This window comes from Paenalcaligenes sp. Me131, from assembly GCF_050487225.1.
Lineage (GTDB): Bacteria > Pseudomonadota > Gammaproteobacteria > Burkholderiales > Burkholderiaceae_B > Paenalcaligenes.
The window spans coordinates 184575-200272 of the sequence record NZ_JBKQGY010000004.1; the positions used below are offsets into that span (position 1 = coordinate 184575).

Annotated in this window: 15 protein-coding genes; 11 read left to right on the forward strand and 4 right to left on the reverse strand. The window is 51.6% G+C overall.

Features of this window, described 5'->3' with window-relative positions; translation table 11 throughout:
• Positions 1 to 22 precede the first annotated feature (22 nt).
• Positions 23 to 571 (reverse strand): ATP-dependent zinc protease family protein, encoded by a 549-nt coding sequence (locus ACLPHM_RS15850; RefSeq protein WP_430222174.1) that lies wholly within the window; start codon positions 569 to 571, stop codon positions 23 to 25.
• A 183-nt stretch (positions 572 to 754) separates the two neighbouring features.
• Between ACLPHM_RS15850 and ACLPHM_RS15855 the strand changes: the two genes are divergently transcribed.
• Entirely contained in the window at positions 755 to 1810 is a 1056-nt protein-coding gene (locus ACLPHM_RS15855) for an NAD(P)H-dependent flavin oxidoreductase (RefSeq protein ID WP_430222175.1), read from the forward strand.
• Here the strand turns inward: ACLPHM_RS15855 and ACLPHM_RS15860 are convergent.
• Entirely contained in the window at positions 1807 to 2838 is a 1032-nt protein-coding gene (locus tag ACLPHM_RS15860) for a LacI family DNA-binding transcriptional regulator (protein ID WP_430222176.1), read from the reverse strand. The genes ACLPHM_RS15855 and ACLPHM_RS15860 overlap by 4 nt on opposite strands.
• 184 nt (positions 2839 to 3022) lie before the next feature.
• Between ACLPHM_RS15860 and ACLPHM_RS15865 the strand changes: the two genes are divergently transcribed.
• From ACLPHM_RS15865 to ACLPHM_RS15885, 5 genes are read left to right on the forward strand one after another with little or no spacing between them, the layout of a single operon-like run.
• Positions 3023 to 4234, forward strand: coding sequence for an ABC transporter substrate-binding protein (locus ACLPHM_RS15865; protein WP_430222177.1), 1212 nt, complete (start codon positions 3023 to 3025; stop codon positions 4232 to 4234).
• A gap of 57 nt (positions 4235 to 4291) precedes the next feature.
• Positions 4292 to 5164 carry a branched-chain amino acid ABC transporter permease gene (locus tag ACLPHM_RS15870; RefSeq protein WP_135864058.1) on the forward strand — a complete coding sequence of 291 codons (873 nt, stop codon included), beginning with the start codon at positions 4292 to 4294 and terminating at the stop codon, positions 5162 to 5164.
• A 21-nt stretch (positions 5165 to 5185) separates the two neighbouring features.
• Positions 5186 to 6967 carry a branched-chain amino acid ABC transporter ATP-binding protein/permease gene (locus ACLPHM_RS15875; RefSeq protein ID WP_430222178.1) on the forward strand — a complete coding sequence of 594 codons (1782 nt, stop codon included), beginning with the start codon at positions 5186 to 5188 and terminating at the stop codon, positions 6965 to 6967.
• The gene (locus ACLPHM_RS15880; protein WP_430222179.1) at positions 6951 to 7652 is read left to right on the forward strand and encodes an ABC transporter ATP-binding protein; all 702 of its coding nucleotides are present in this window, start codon (positions 6951 to 6953) and stop codon (positions 7650 to 7652) included. The genes ACLPHM_RS15875 and ACLPHM_RS15880 overlap by 17 nt, the downstream gene beginning before the upstream one ends.
• A 17-nt stretch (positions 7653 to 7669) precedes the next feature.
• Entirely contained in the window at positions 7670 to 8731 is a 1062-nt protein-coding gene (locus ACLPHM_RS15885; RefSeq protein WP_430222180.1) for an alcohol dehydrogenase, read from the forward strand.
• A 33-nt stretch (positions 8732 to 8764) separates the two neighbouring features.
• On the opposite strand, the gene ACLPHM_RS15890 is transcribed toward ACLPHM_RS15885, so the two are convergent.
• Complete coding sequence (locus tag ACLPHM_RS15890; RefSeq protein WP_430222181.1) at positions 8765 to 9484, reverse strand: FadR/GntR family transcriptional regulator; 720 nt, start codon at positions 9482 to 9484, stop codon at positions 8765 to 8767.
• A 201-nt stretch (positions 9485 to 9685) separates the two neighbouring features.
• Here ACLPHM_RS15890 and ACLPHM_RS15895 point away from each other — a divergent pair, with 201 nt between their 5' ends.
• From ACLPHM_RS15895 to ACLPHM_RS15915, 5 genes are all read left to right on the forward strand, one after another.
• Positions 9686 to 10507 (forward strand): SDR family NAD(P)-dependent oxidoreductase, encoded by an 822-nt coding sequence (locus ACLPHM_RS15895; protein WP_430222182.1) that lies wholly within the window; start codon positions 9686 to 9688, stop codon positions 10505 to 10507.
• 172 nt (positions 10508 to 10679) lie between these two features.
• A complete protein-coding gene (locus ACLPHM_RS15900) occupies positions 10680 to 11675 on the forward strand; it encodes an NAD(P)H-quinone oxidoreductase (RefSeq protein WP_430222183.1) in 996 nt (331 codons plus the stop codon).
• Between the two features lie 3 nt (positions 11676 to 11678).
• A complete protein-coding gene (locus tag ACLPHM_RS15905; RefSeq protein ID WP_430222184.1) occupies positions 11679 to 12443 on the forward strand; it encodes an SDR family oxidoreductase in 765 nt (254 codons plus the stop codon).
• Between the two features lie 13 nt (positions 12444 to 12456).
• Positions 12457 to 13260 (forward strand): shikimate dehydrogenase family protein, encoded by an 804-nt coding sequence (locus tag ACLPHM_RS15910; RefSeq protein WP_430222185.1) that lies wholly within the window; start codon positions 12457 to 12459, stop codon positions 13258 to 13260.
• Positions 13253 to 14860 carry a GMC family oxidoreductase gene (locus ACLPHM_RS15915; RefSeq protein ID WP_430222186.1) on the forward strand — a complete coding sequence of 536 codons (1608 nt, stop codon included), beginning with the start codon at positions 13253 to 13255 and terminating at the stop codon, positions 14858 to 14860. Before ACLPHM_RS15910 ends, ACLPHM_RS15915 begins: the two co-directional genes overlap by 8 nt.
• A 463-nt stretch (positions 14861 to 15323) precedes the next feature.
• Here the strand turns inward: ACLPHM_RS15915 and ACLPHM_RS15920 are convergent, their stop codons facing one another.
• The gene (locus ACLPHM_RS15920) at positions 15324 to 15692 is read right to left on the reverse strand and encodes a winged helix-turn-helix transcriptional regulator (protein WP_430222187.1); all 369 of its coding nucleotides are present in this window, start codon (positions 15690 to 15692) and stop codon (positions 15324 to 15326) included.
• Between the last annotated feature and the right edge of the window lie 6 nt (positions 15693 to 15698).

Below are 15698 nucleotides of genomic sequence, written 5' to 3' on the forward strand. Positions count from 1 at the left end.
GAAATATCAGCGAAAAACTAAATTAGGAAGCACTAGGGCAATGAGGCTCGTGCATAAAACGTTTGCCTGAGTCTATGAGTATGGCACCACGCATGTGGTTGCGGCCTACCAGCAGTTGGTAAGTCAGTTCTGATCTATCGACCAGCGACACATCTTCTAGGCGCTCATGAGAGCCGATGCACAGGGGCAATTGTATAACCGGGCGGCTTTGGTGATTGCCGTCGTGTCGGACTATACGCACATTGCGTTTGACGGGGTATTCCAGCGCAATACGTTTTTCTTTGTCTGTGGGGTCTACAACATCAAAGCGTACCCAGTCTTTACCATCGCGTTCGAATCTTTCTATATCCAAAGCGTTAAGTGACGATGTGGTAGCACCAGAGTCAAGGCGGGCGTCGAAAACGAGGTCGGTACCAGCGATTTGTACTTTCTCTACGTAGCCTGCGATTTCTAGTGCTTGGGTAGAGGTGGCAGAACTGGTCGTAGAAAATAGACCTGTAACCAGAGCACATACGGAAAGCAGTTGTTTCAGTGTACGTGGTGTGGTTCGTGTGCGTGTTGTATGAGTCAACACTACCTCCTGATTTTTTTCAGCAAGTGGTTGATTTTACCAGATGAATTTCTGTAAATCAGACTGTACATCGTCAAATATTGATACGTTTTGTTTCTATAGCAGGGCTGAGCCCTATCGTTTGTTCCGCCCAGTAGTATGATAAAAGGCTTGAGGGCATGACTATCTAAGGGGAATACAACCATGAATCAGCTAGACCTGATCAGCAAATTGGGGTTGCAGACCCCAATAATTCAAGCGCCTATGGCCGGAGTGGCTACACCGGAATTGGCGGCTGCCGTCAGCAATGCGGGTGGTTTGGGTTCTCTGGGGTTGGGCGCTAGCTCTATGGAGCAAGCGCGGGACATGATTAGTGCTACGCGCGCGCTGACCGACAAGCCGTTTAACGTGAATGTGTTCTGCCACAAGTCGGCACAATTCGACGCCGCACGCGAAGAAGCATGGATTCGTTATTTCACACCGCAGTTTGCGCGCTTCGGTGCTACCCCCCCTACGTCACTCTCTGAGGTCTATACCTCGTTCTTAGATGATCAGTCCATGCAGTTCTTGATGTTGGCTCAACAGCCTGCTGTGTTGAGTTTTCATTTTGGGATTCCTGATACTGCGTTTCTGACGGCGGTGAAAGCGGCCGGCATCATCACGATGGCGACGGCCACCAGTTTGCGTGAGGCCAAAGTGCTGGAGCAAGCCGGTATTGATGTGATTATTGCCCAAGGCATAGAAGCTGGTGGGCATCGTGGCATTATGGACAGCGATGGCTCTGATGAGCAGTTGAGCACCGCCGTACTGACCCGTTTGCTAGTTAAGAAATGCCATACCCCTATTGTCGCGGCAGGGGGCATTATGGATGGCCAAGGCGCGCGCGCCATGTTGGATTTGGGGGCGGTGGCGGCGCAGATGGGTACCGCCTTTATTCTGTGCCCTGAATCTTCTGCGAACACCAGCTATCGCGAAAACTTACGCAGTGATCGGGCTGCATCAACACGTCTCACGCCTGTAATGTCTGGTCGCCCAGCGCGTGGCATGTTGAATGAATTAATTCAATGGGGGGAGGCCGAAGGCGCGCCAGCCGTACCGTCGTATCCCTTAACCTATGATTTGGCAAAACAGCTGAATGCAGCTGCCGTGGCAAAAGGCAATTATGAGTTTGCGGCGCAATGGGCAGGGCAGGGTGCGCCGCTGGCACGAGAAATGTCAGCGGCCCAATTGCTGCGCACTATAGCCAAAGAAATGGCTTAAACCCGTCCTAAGCTTTCACCAGGAATAATCACGGTTTTGATGGGGCGCTCGGCGGCTGGAGAGTGCCCTGCCAACAGCTCTAGCATCAGCAAGGCGGCTCGTGAACCAATTTCATCTGCAGGGATGCGTATGGTGGTGAGTTTGGGGTGCACCATGGTGGCCTCTTCCATGCCGTCAAACCCAACAATAGACAAGTCTTCGGGTACGCGAATACCTAGCATTTGGCATTCATAGAGCGCCCCAATAGCTTGTAAGTCAGTCCCGCAGAATAGCACGCTGGGTCTATCATCTAAGGCCCACAACTCGCGCAAACCTTGACGCCCGCCTTTGTACGAGAAGGGTTGTATGGTCATCCATTTTTCTGGCACTTCTATGCCTGCATGGGCGGCGGCGGTCAAAATGCCATTACGACGGCCACGAGAGCGTTCGTTATTTTCGATGGGGCCACCACAGATAGCGATACGTGTGTGACCGTGTTTAATCACATATTGCGCTAACTCATACGAGGCATCGAAGTTAGAGATACCTACGCAGTAAGGGTAGTGGCTATCATCCACCGACCACGTCAGCACATAAGGCATATTTAACTGCGATAGGATAGAAAACACTTCTTCGCTGTGATCCGTACCCACCATGATGATACCGTCCACACCGCGCTCCAATGTAGCGCGCACAATGGGCAGCTCGTCTTGGGTGTGATATTCGTGACTGGCAATCAGCAGTTGGTAGCCCCTGTCCCAGAGGGCTTGCTGCATAGAGTGGGTGGACTGCGCAAAGATGGGGTTATTCAGCGTAGGGTAGATCGCGGCAATGGTATGGGTGCGTCTAGAAGCTAGAGCACGGGCCGAGCCATCACGTATATAGCCTAGCTGGGAAACGGCTTGGTTTACTTTTTCTAAGGTGGTGGGTTTGACTTGCTCGGGCACAGAAAGAGCACGCGAAGCACTGCCCAGCGAGACGCCTGCCAGCTTGGCTACGTCAGCCAAGGTAGGCTTTTTAGTACGGGAAAGTCTGTAGTTCTTATTCATTGACAAGGATTTTAGTGGTTGTAATAATGGGCAGCAAATGAATTGAAACGCTTCAAATTATAAATGAGCTAGTATCCATCTTAACTGCTCTTTTTTTATAGATACCATTTGAAGCGCTTCAAATAAGGAAACTAGTGATTTGTTTGGCGTAATGCCACAAGTTAGTGTTGATAAAGGAGACAGTATGCGTTTCAAGAAAGTAACTTCCTTGCTGGCAGGAACCGCCGCAGTATTGGCGATGTCCTCCGCAGCAATGGCTGCAGAAGAAATTCGCATGGGTGCTTTGTATCCCTTCAGCGGAGCATTGGCTCAGCTGGGTGATGAAAGCTATAGAGGTCTAGAACTGGCCGTCAACGAACGCAACGCGCAAGGCGGTGTGCTGGGCAAGCAAATCAAATTGGTGAAAGCCGACGCGGTAGATGCTAACCAAGCCGTAGGTGAAGCGCGTCGTTTGACGTCCGTAGAAAATGTGGAAGGCGTTTTCGGTAGTTTCTCGTCTGCTTTGTCCTACGCTGCAACACAGGTTACAGAGTTGGCTGGCGTGCCGTACTTTGAGTTGGGTGCGGTGTCTGACAGCGTGACTGACCGTGGTTACCAAAACATTTTCCGTAGTAACTCCACCGCCAAAGACTTTGCGTACGCGATGGTAGATGCGGTGCAAGATGTGATTGCACCCGAACTGGGCGTAGACCCTAAAAGCCTGAAAGTGGCGATCATTCACGAAGACGGCTTGTACGGTAAAACACTGGGCGGTTTCCAGCAAGAACGCGCTAAAGAGTTGGGCTTGGATGTAGTAGAAGTATTGCCTTACTCGGCTAAAGCGGTGGACTTGTCTGCGCTGATCCTGCGTTTGCGCGGTGCTCAAGCTGACGTCGTACTGCAAACTTCGTACCAGAACGACACGATCTTGTTCTTCCGTCAGGCTAAATCTGCTGGCTACAAACCTAAAGCCGTATTGGGCGCAGGTGGCGGTTACTCGTTGACTGACACAGCCAAAGCATTGGGCGACACCATCGAAGGTGCGTTTGATGTGGACTTCCCTCAGTACAACACCAACGAAGCGGGTGCTCCTGGTTTGGGCGCGTTCGTCGAAGCCTACAAACAGCAGTACAACAGCGAACCACGTTCCGGCCACAGCTTGGCTAACTACGTAGGTGCGGTGGCCTTCTTTGACATCATTGAAGAAGCCGGCTCCATGGATGCAGACAAGATCCGTGAAGCGGTACTGGCATACAAAAAACCTGTAGGTTCTACCGCAACGGGTTGGGGCTTTGACTTTGCTGAAAACGGCCAGAACACCGCAGCGACAACGACGCTGATGCAATGGCAAGATGGCAAATTGTTGACCGTGTGGCCAGAAGCCGCCGCCGTAGCAAAACCCATTGTTAATAAGTAATGCATGAAACGTCTGCCCGGCTCACAAAGCCGGGCATGACGACGGAAGGAAGCTGCAATGGATATTTTTCTGCAACTGGTGATCAACGGCCTGCTATTGGGCGGCGCGTACGCGATTATCAGTATCGGCTTGACGCTGATCTTTGGTGTGATTCGGGTTGTGAACTTTGCCCACGGCGAGTTCTTGATGGTGGCGATGTACGCTGCCTATTTGTTCTCAACGCAATTGGGTTGGCACCCTTATGTGGCCGTAGTACCTATTGCAATCTTATTGTTTGGTCTGGGCGCGTTAATGCAGCGTGCCATTATTCAACCTCTGCTTAGTGCAGATGGGCATATTCAGATTTTTGCGACTGTGGGTGTGTCCACAGCATTGATGAACCTGGCATTGCTGGTGTTTGGCGCTGACGTATTGGCGATTCAAACCGACATTGGTACAGGCACGATCTTTCTGGGTGGATTCAGTATTGGCATAGGCCCGCTGATTACCTTGATTGTGGCGTTGTTATTGGTAGGGGGCATGCACTGGTTCCTGAAACATACCTACTTGGGTAGAGCGTTCAGAGCCGTAGCACAACACCAGTACGCGGCATCGTTAATGGGTGTGAACGTACCGGTAATTTACGTATTGGCGTTTGCCATTGGTTCAGCCTTTGTTGGGGTAGGGGGGGCGTTATTGGCTCCGCAATACCCAGTGTTCCCCACTATTGGTAGTTACTTTGTACTGACCGCCTTCGTGATCGTCGTGCTGGGTGGTATGGGTAGCTTGACCGGGGCGTTGTTCGGCTCGTTACTGATTGGTTTGGTAGACAGCTTGGCTGGCTACTACGTTGCGCCGGACCTTAAAGAAGTGGTGTATTTCGCCATCTTTATTTTGATTCTGGTCTTCCGTCCTACTGGCCTGTTTGGGCTGGGACGAGGTTCTGAGTAAACCGGGCAAGAGAGGTTTTACGTGTTTCCTGATATTCGACAACCACGGGTTTATGTGGGCTTGCTCTGCCTTGCACTGCTGCTCGTCATCCCGCTAATTATTCAGTCCCCCTTTGTGTACCACTTGTTTGTGCTGATTTGCGTCTATGGCGCATTGGCGACGGCATGGAACATCGTTGGAGGCTACGCAGGCCAATTGTCGCTGGGTCATGCTGTATTCTACGGTGTGGGTAGTTATACCGCGACCTTGTTGGTGATTAACTTCGGCATTACCCCATGGTTAGGTATGTTTGTAGGTGCAGGTATTTCGGCATTGGTCGCCGTGATGATTGCGTACCCAACCTTCAGACTGCGTGGGCCATTCTTTGCCTTGGCGACCATCGCTGTATTGGAAGTGTTCAAGCTGTTGACCGTGCACCAGTCCGACTGGACCGGTGGTGCAGCCGGTTTGAGCGTGCCACTGAACATCGGCCTTGAGTGGATGATTTTCCGCCAAAAATGGGCGTACTTGTTGGTCGCGTTTGGCATGCTGGTAGTGGCCATCTGGGTGACGTGGTGGATCCGTCACTCTCGCTTGGGCTTCTACTTGGTGGCTGTGCGTGAGCGTGAGTTTGCTGCACCGGCGGTAGGTATTAATACCATTAACGTCAAACTGAGTGCAGCGGTGATTTCCGCCATGCTAACCAGTATTGTGGGTTCGTTCCACGCCATGTACCTGACCTTTATTGAGCCATCTGCTGCCTTCTCGCTAGAACTGTCTATTCAGATTGCGATGTTTGCCTTGATCGGTGGTTTGGGCAGTGTAGTGGGGCCATTGGCCGGTACGATTTTGGTAGTACCTATTGCTGAGCTGGCTCGTGGTTGGTTGGGTAGCTTTGGCAGTGGTATGCACGGCTTTATTTATGGTGTGGTGCTGGTGGTTGTAGTGTTGACCATGCCGCGCGGTATTGTTGGCCAGTTTGGTAATTGGGCGTTGAAGTTCATCGACCGCTTGCCTGGGCCACACAGCAAAGCAGTTCCCGCTGCAGCGATGCCAGAGAAAAACACCGCGCATAAAGGCGAGCCTATCCTCAAAGCTGAACACCTGAACAAACACTTTGGTGGGTTGCATGCGACTAATGATGTGTCGCTGACCTTGCACGAAGGTGAGATTCTGGGTGTGATCGGGCCTAACGGCGCGGGTAAAACTACCGTGTTTAACCAGTTGTCGGGTTTCATTATTCCTGACAACGGTACTGTGAGCGTACGGTTGGAAGACGGCAGTTGGGTACAACCTCGCACACCGCAAGACTTTGCTAAAGCGGGTGTAGGTCGTACGTTCCAGATTGCGCAGCCATTCTCTGGTTTGAGCGTATTGGAAAACATCATGCTGGGTGCATTCATGCACACCACCGACAAACGTGAAGCAGAAGCGATTGCTAGACAAGTCGCAGAGCTGACCGAACTCACCGCCAGCTTAGATTCTGAAGCACGTAGTTTGACTATTGGTGGCCTGAAACGATTGGAAGTAGCACGTGCTTTGGCAACTCGCCCACGTATTTTGCTACTAGACGAAGTGATGGCAGGTTTGAACCCTACCGACGTGGAACGAGCCATCAACATGGTGCGTCGTATCCGTGATTCGGGCGTATCGGTTCTATTTATTGAGCACTTGATGCAAGCAACGATGGCACTGTCTGATCGCGTAGTGGTGATCAATGTGGGACAAGTGCTGACTGGTGGTGCACCAGAAGAAGTGGTCAACGACACGCGAGTGATTGAAGCGTATCTAGGCAAGGAGTATCTACGTGCTCAAAATTCATGATTTATATGCAGGCTATGGCAAGAGTGAAGTCTTGCAAGGCGTATCGCTAGAGGTACCAGAAGGCAAGATTGTCACGCTGATTGGTGCTAACGGTGCAGGTAAAACGACGACACTCAAAGCCTTGTGCGGTCAGTTGAAATGCCGCGGCAGTATCTCGTTTCAGGGGCAAGAAACCAATGGTTTGGCCCCTCACGAGATCGTGGATCTGGGCATCACCATGATCCCCGAAGGTCGCCAACTGTTTCCTTTCTTGTCGGTGAAAGACAACCTGCTGATGGGGGCGTATCGCAAGAAAGCGCGCCCAGTAGTGGCCGAGCGCTTAGAAGAAGTGCTAGAACTGTTCCCCCGTGTACGCGAGCGTTTGGATCAGTTTGCCGGTTCGCTGTCTGGCGGTGAACAACAGATGGTGGCGATTGCGCGCGGCATGATGGCATGCCCTAAATTGCTGCTGTTTGATGAGCCATCGTTGGGCTTGTCACCCCTGTTGGTGGAGCAGATGTTTGATGTGGTGCGTCGTGTCACCGAGCAGGGCATTACCGTGCTGCTGGTGGAACAGAACGTTTTCCACACCTTGCGTTTGGCCGATTACGGTTACGTGCTGGAAAACGGCAGCATTGTGTTGTCAGGCACTGGGGAAGAGTTGTTGGGCAACCCCCATGTGCGTCGCGCCTATTTGGGGCATTGATAAAGCAGGAGCAGTTGATGAGAAGTATGCAAGTGTTGGAGTTTGGGCAACCGCTAGTGCAAACTGAAAGCGCTGTGCCCGTACCCACAGGCAAAGAAATCTTGCTACGAGTCAAAGCGGCCGGTGTGTGTCACACCGACTTGCACCTCTGGCATGGTGGTTACGACTTAGGTCATGGCAAGCGTTTGTCCATGGCCGAGCGTGGCGTGAAGTTACCGCTAACGATGGGCCACGAAAACGTGGGCATGGTGATTGCAGTCGGTGACGACGTACGCAACGTAAAGGTAGGCGATGTGCGCTTAGTCTACCCATGGAACGGTTGTGGCCATTGCGAAGTATGTTTGGCAGGTCAAGAAAACTACTGCCTCACACCGTGCACCGTAGGGATTAATCGCCCAGGCGGTTATTCAGACCACCTAATCGTGCCAGATGAACGTTACTTGGTAGACCTGAAAGGGGTAAGTGCGATCAAGGCCGCGCCCTTGGCATGTTCTGGTTTGACCTGCTATTCAGCCTTGCGCAAGTTTGATCAAGCACGTCTGCAGCGTAATCTCATGGTGATTATTGGTGCCGGTGGTTTGGGCTTGATGGCGTTGGCCTTATTGAAGGCTATGGGTGGCAAAGGCGCGGTAGTGGTTGAGCCTGATGCGGCCAGACGCCAAGCAGCGGTAGATGCTGGCGCGGTAGCCGTCGTAGACCCGAATGCGGAAGATGCTGTACAGCAAATCCAAAAAGCAGTGGGTGGCTCGGTGTACGACGTGCTGGACTTTGTGTCTAACCCACAAACCACAGAGCTGGGCTTTAACGTGGTCACCAAAGGTGGGCACATGGTGTTAGTGGGCTTGTTTGGTGGGGCAGCTCCGTGGCCGTTGCCATTGATTGCCATGCGCGCTATTACGATTCAAGGCAGTTATGTAGGTTCGTTGGGTGAACTACAAGAACTGGTGGAATTGATAGCCAAAGAAAACTTGTCGCTGATTCCTGTGACCACATGCTCACTGGATGCGTTGGGGCAAGCCTTGCAAGATCTAGAGCAAGGAAAAATTCTGGGCCGTATGGTGATGACACCTGAGGCCTAAGACAGCCTAAAGGGCTAAGGCGGCGTGGCTGTCTTAGCCCTTTTTTAAATACACGTGCAATCGCTGGGCCGCATTTTGTAAATGTGTTTCGGCTGCGGTAGCGGCTGCATCGGGGTCTTGTTCTTCAATCGCTTGCAAAATTTCCTGATGTTCCTGCTGCACCGTCTGGATGAGATTGTGGTGGTAGGTGACGGTATGCTGTCGTGCTTGTCTAATGAAACGTCGGGCGTGCTGCTCTAGATACTCATTAAGTTGAATGAAATGGGGGTTGTGCGTAGCGTCCACGATAGCTTGGTGAAAGGCATAGTCTTCCTCATCGCCTGGTAGGTCGCTCAAGATGGCGTACTCCATCGCGATTAAGGCACGTCGTATGCGTTTCAAATCGTCAGGGGTACGGCGCATGGCGGCATAACGTGCGGCTGACCGTTCAAATACCTGAATCAACTCTAGCGTGTGGGCTAAGCCTTCGGCATCGTGTAGCTCGGTATAAGGTAGCCTAAAACTTTGTCGGCTGCCCCGTTCGCTCACAAACACACCTTTGCCTTTGTGCGACACCACTAGGCCCTCAGACTTCAATTGCGACAAGCCTTCGCGTACCACAGGGCGACTCACGCCAAATTGCTCACACAGTTGTTTCTCACTGGGCAATTTGTCACCAGGCACTAAAGACTGGTTGTTGATCTGCTCGGCAACCCACGTTACCAGCGGGGCGCTGAGTGAGGGGCTGGCATCAGTGCTAAGAAATGTGTCCATAGTCTGGCGGGCGGTAAAGGTGGATGATGCAACGTTATTGTACAAGTCTGCTTTGTTTTTCTGCGTGTAGAGCGGTGTACGGCCTACTAAAAGCCAGTAGCGATTGACAAGCGTTTTTCGCCAAGCATAGAATGCTTTATCCTGTCTGACAGGTTTCGTATCCTATCAGTTAGGTTGGTTTGAATCAATGTGGATGAGAATATGAGCAATCAAAATACAGTAGCGCAAACGGAGTCTGCTCCGTGGGCACGTTACGCTGACCTGAAAGATAAGGTAGTTGTCATCACCGGTGGTGCAAGCGGTATTGGTTTTTCCATGGCCCAAGCCTTTGCCTATAACGGTGCTAAGTTAGCGCTGGTGGATATAGATGCCAATGCCTTGGCAAAAGCGCGCGATACGCTGTTGGGCGAGTATCCACAAATGGCAGTAGCGGTGTACACCTGCGCGGTGAATGACCAGGCTGGCGTACAAAACGTGTTTGCACAAGTGCAAAACAGCTGGGGTCGCGTAGATGTATTGCTGAATAACGCCGGAATTTCCATGAATACACCTACGTTGGAATTGTCGGGCGACGATTGGCGTCGTGCGATGGACATCAACGTGAATGGCGTTTTCTATTGTGCTCAAGAAGCGGCACGTTGCATGGTAGAACAAAAGCAGGGCGTGATTTTAAACATGTCGTCCATGTACGGTGTGGTGGCCGCCCCCCAACGCGCAGCCTATTGTGCAAGCAAAGCAGCGGTAGCCATGCTAACCAAAGTGTTGGCTAATGAATGGGGTGAGCACGGTTTGCGTGTGAATGCGATTGCTCCCGGTTATGTACGTACAGCGTTGGTAGACGATTTGGTTGCACGCGGCAGAATGGATCTAGACGCACTGACTGCACGCACGCCTTCCCGTCGTTTGGGTACGCCTGAGGAAATCGCAGCGTTGGCGATCTTTATGGCTTCCGAACAGGCAGCTTTCATGAATGGTCATGTGGCTGTGGCAGATGGTGGCTGGTCAGCATACAGCTACATTTAATGAGCGGTGCTCACGTAACGTGCAGTGTGAAAGTTGCGTGAGTTTTGTACTATGTACGCTCAAAGCAGATCAGCGTATGATAAAGTTTGATTTTTTTGAAGCGCTTCATTTATAGAGTTGACGCTTTTGTTTTGCTAAAAATATGAAGCGCTTCAAGTATGAGGAGACAGAGATGGACAAGAAAATGAAACGTGTAGAACACGGTGCTGGTGGTGATGTAGAGGTTCTGCATCTGGTGGATGCAGAAATCCCTGTCGCAGGCGCAGGTGAAGTACTGATTAAAGTAGCGTACGCCGGTGTGAATCGCCCTGACGTATTGCAGCGCAAAGGCTTATACCCACCACCAAAAGATGCATCGCCTTATTTGGGCTTGGAAGTATCGGGTGAAGTGGTTGCCTTGGGTGAGGGCGTGAGCCAATGGAAAGTCGGCGACAAAGTCTGCGCATTGGTACCCGGTGCGGGTTACGCCGAATACTGCGTTACCGATGCGCGTCACTGTATGCCTGTGCCAGCTGGCTTGAGCATGTTGCAAGCTGCCGCATTGCCCGAAACCTATTTAACCGTATGGACCAACGTTTTTGAGCGTGGTGGTTTGAAAGCGGGCGAAAGCTTCTTGGTACACGGTGGTTCCAGCGGCATAGGTTTGACGGCTATTCAATTGGCCAAAGCCTTTGGTGCGCGTGTATTCACGACAGTAGGGAATGCAGAAAAAGCAGACGTATGTCGTGCACAAGGTGCAGACATTGCCATCAACTACCGCGAAGAAGATTTCAGCCAAGTGGTGCAGCAACACACTGATGGCCAAGGCGTAGAGTTGATTTTGGACATGGTAGGTGGTGACTACATCACGAAAAACGTGGCGTCATTGGCTCTGGAAGGTCGCTTGGTGCAGATCGCTTTCTTGCAAGGCAGCCGTGTAGACATGGACTTGATGCCCATCATGCTGAAGCGTTTGACGGTCACAGGTTCTACATTGCGTGCGCGCAGTAACGAACAGAAAGCCGCCTTGGTCAAAAACTTAGTCGATGCGGTGTGGCCGTTGCTGGAAGCCGGGAAATGCTTGCCGGTTATTCATGCCGAGTACACGCTTAGCGAAGTACAAGCCGCACATCGCTTAATGGAAAGCAGCCAGCACATTGGCAAAATTATGATGAAAGTAGAGGAATAGACCATGCAGCATCAAGATAGAGTAGTAGTGGTCACAGGTGGTCTAGGCGGTATAGGCAGAGCCATTGCAGAACGTTACCTGCAAGATGGCGCCAGTGTTGCCATTGTAGATATGGATGCAGCGCGTGGCGAAGCGCTGTGCGCTGAATGGAAAGACGCCGGTCATAAGGTGGCATTTGCCGCAGCAGATGTGGCGGATTACCAAGCCTGCGAGCGTGCAGCAGAGCAACTGCAAAGCGTGTTGGGGCCTATTGATACCTTGGTGAATAACGCCGGTATTTCCCCCAAACATGATGGCCACCCTATGGCCTTCTACAAGATGGACCCGGCTGAGTGGAATCGCGTGATGAACGTGAATCTGAACAGCGCTTTTAACTGGTCGCGCATTCTGACCCCCGGCATGGTAGAGCGCCAATTTGGTCGCATTGTGTCCATGTCGTCAGTAGCCGGTAAAGCCAATATTGTGGACATTGTGGCGGCGCATTACAGCACCACCAAAGCAGCTTTGATTGGGTTTACACGCCACTTGGCCGGAGAGTTAGGCCCACACGGTATCACCGTGAATGCCTTGGCTCCAGGTCGTATTAATACCCCGTTGCTGAAAACAGTGGTTAGCAGTGCTAACGAAGACGTCGTGCAGGAAACACCGTTGCGCCGTTTGGGTGAGCCAGTCGAAGTGGCGGATGCCTGCTTGTTTTTGACCTCGCCCAGCGCGGCGTTTATTACCGGGCAAGTGGTGGATGTGGCCGGTGGCTGGATGTTGACCTAAGGAGATCATGGTTATGCTGATTACAGGAAATACTCGTTTATTCGCCATCTTGGCTGACCCTATCGCCCAGGTACGCACACCGGAAGTGTTGAATGCGTACTTTGCTGAGCACCATGTAGATGGCGTGTTAGTGCCTATGCATGTGCCGGCAGACAAACTGGCTATCACCCTAGATGCTATACGTGGCATGAAAAACATGGGTGGTTGCATCATTACCGTGCCACATAAAAATGCGGTGGCTGAGTTGTGCGATGTATTAGGGCCTACTGCTAAAGCAACCGGTGCGGTGAATACCGTACGCCGCTTGCCTGATGGGCGCTTGTACGGCGATATGTTTGATGGCGCTGGCTTTGTAAGCGGTTTGATTAGCCAAGGTCACGACCCCAAAGGCAAACGTGTGTTGCTAGTTGGTGCTGGTGGCGCATCTGGGGCAATTGCGTTTGCGTTGGTACAAGCTGGTGTGGGCGAGTTGGTAATTACCAATCGCACCTTGAGCAAAGCCGAAGAAATCGCCACTCGCATCAAGAGCATTGTGGCCGATGCACCAGTACGTGCGGGTGAGAGCAATGCGCAAGGCTACGATATCGTGGTGAATGCCACCTCGTTGGGTATGCGCCCAGACGATGCCTTGCCGCTGGATGTGAATAGCATTGCGAGCAGTACGTTGGTGGCAGAAATTATCATGAAACCGGCCTTAACACCGCTGTTGGATGCAGCACAGCAGAAAGGGTGTCCCGTGCACTTTGGTCGTCATATGTTAGATGAACAAGTGCGATTAATGGCAGAGTTCATGCTGGATACCGCTGATCATGTCTGATGCCAACCAAAGCTTCGATTATGTAGTGGTAGGGGGTGGTACCGCCGGATGTATTCTGGCCAACCGCCTTACGGCCAATGGACGCTATAGCGTGTTGCTGCTAGAAGCTGGCGGGCAAGGTAAAGGTTTTTGGATTCCTATACCGGCTGGGTTTAGCAAGCTGCTGACTAACCCTAAATTTAATTGGCGTTTCTCCACAGCCCCCGAAGAAAGTACCTTAAATAGGGTGATTGCCGTGCCTCGTGGTAAGGGCTTGGGTGGCTCAACGCTGATTAACGGCATGATTTATGTGCGTGGCCAAGCGCAAGATTACGACCATTGGGCAGAGTTAGGCGCATCAGGTTGGGATTACCAATCCGTAGAACCTTACTTTCGCAAGTTGGAAACCTATGCGCAAGGTGGTGAAGGGCGCGGCACGGATGGCCCTATGCATATCTGTGAAGTCACCGAGCGTCACACCTTATCCACCGCCTTGCTGGATGCTGCCCAACAGGCAGGTCAGCCGTTAAATGCCGACTACAACAGTGGTGACCAAGAAGGTTTTGGGTATTACCAAGTGGCGCAACATAAAGGGCGTAGATGGAGTGTGGTGGATGGCTATTTAGCGCCAGCACAACAACGCCCTGGCTTAACCGTGCGTACTGATACCCATGTGCTGAATCTAGAAATAGATGAGCAAAAACGCTGTACCGGCGTGCGCTATGTGCACAACGGGCAGACGGTCACGGTAAAAGCTAAGGCCGAAGTCATTTTGGCTGCGGGTGCTGTGCAGACGCCGCAAATCCTTGAGTTGTCGGGTATTGGTAAGCCCGACGTATTGCAGAAAATTGGGATACCGGTACGTCATGCGTTGGAAGGGGTGGGCGAGAACTACATCGATCACTTCTGCACGCGTATGAATTGGCGCGTAAAAGGAACCAACTCACTCAATGAACTCACGCGTGGTATGTCGTTAGTGTCGGCGGTGGGTCAGTACTTTACACGTCGTACAGGGATTCTGACTCTGGGTACAGGCTTGGTGTTTGGCTTTGTAAAAAGCCGCCCTGAGCTGACGGCCCCTGACGTGCAGTATTTCTTTATGCATGCCAGTTATGCCAATGCTGCAGAACGTAAACTCGATAAGCTGCCGGGTATGACCTTAGGTGTGGCACAGTTGCGGCCTAAGTCTCAAGGCAGTATTCATGCGCAATCATCTGATCCCTACACCCAACCAGCCATCAAACCTAACTTCTTAGCGGTTCAAGAAGACCAAGACAGTTTGATTGGGGGGATGCAAGTTGCGCGACACATCATGGCGCAACCCGCGATGAGCCGCTACGTAGAGCAAGAAATGGCTCCAGGTAGTGAGGTGCAAACGCATGATCAATGGCTGAAGTTTGCTCGAGAAAACGGTCAAACTATTTATCACCCTATAGGTACATGCCGTATGGGGACTGATGATAAGGCCGTGGTAGACCCAAGCCTGAAAGTACGTGGCCTGCAAGGGTTACGTATTGTGGATGCATCGGTAATGCCAGCCATGGTCAGCGGTAATACCCAAGCGGCGGTGATGATGGTGGCTGAGAAAGGGGCGGATCTGATTTTGAAGGATGCGCGCTAACCGTTGTATTTGTTGTGTCACGATGAATGGTGAATGCCTCAGTAAGTGTTAGTGGTGCATGTTGAGGCATTCATCGCATATGCTGGGGGACTGCAGGAATACTTTTTGTGATTTGAGACACCAAATCAAAAAAGTTTCCTCTCCGTCCCCCGATTGTTCTAAATGCGGAGAGGCTTACAGCCCTTTCTTGGCCACAGAAGTACGCATGAGTCACAACGGCAACCACACTACAAACCGTGGCAAGCGATGAAGGGAAAACGGAGGAAAGTATTTTTTTATTTGGTGCACAAATTAAAAAATACTTTTCGCAGTGCTAGCTACAGCAACCAGTAGGGAGCATGTTGAGGCAGCATTCATTGCATACGCTGGGGATTGCGGAAAAACCTTTCGCAGTACTAGCTAGGGCAGCCAGTGCTGAGCGCGTTGGTGCCGCATTCATCGTACATGCTTGAGAACGGCATATTCACACCTCTACAGCGCGTTTTCTCGCCAGATAAATCGCTTCATGATTTTGATCTGCCCACTGCACTAATTGCTGCATGGGCTCCAGAAACGAACTCCCTAACTCGGTTAACGCGTACTCCACCCGTGGTGGTATTTCGGGGTATTGCGTGCGATTGATATAGCCGTCGTTTTCTAAGCGTTTCAACGTACGCGAAAGTACTTGTCTGGATATATCGCCTATTTCACGGTGCAGTTCGTTAAACCGCAGTATACGATCTTTTAGAGACTCCAAAATCAGCAAGCTCCATTGGTCGCCGATGCGATCTAACACATCACGAATGGGGCAGGGCTGGTCAAATTCAATACGCTGTTCGCTTTTTTCAGACATGGTATG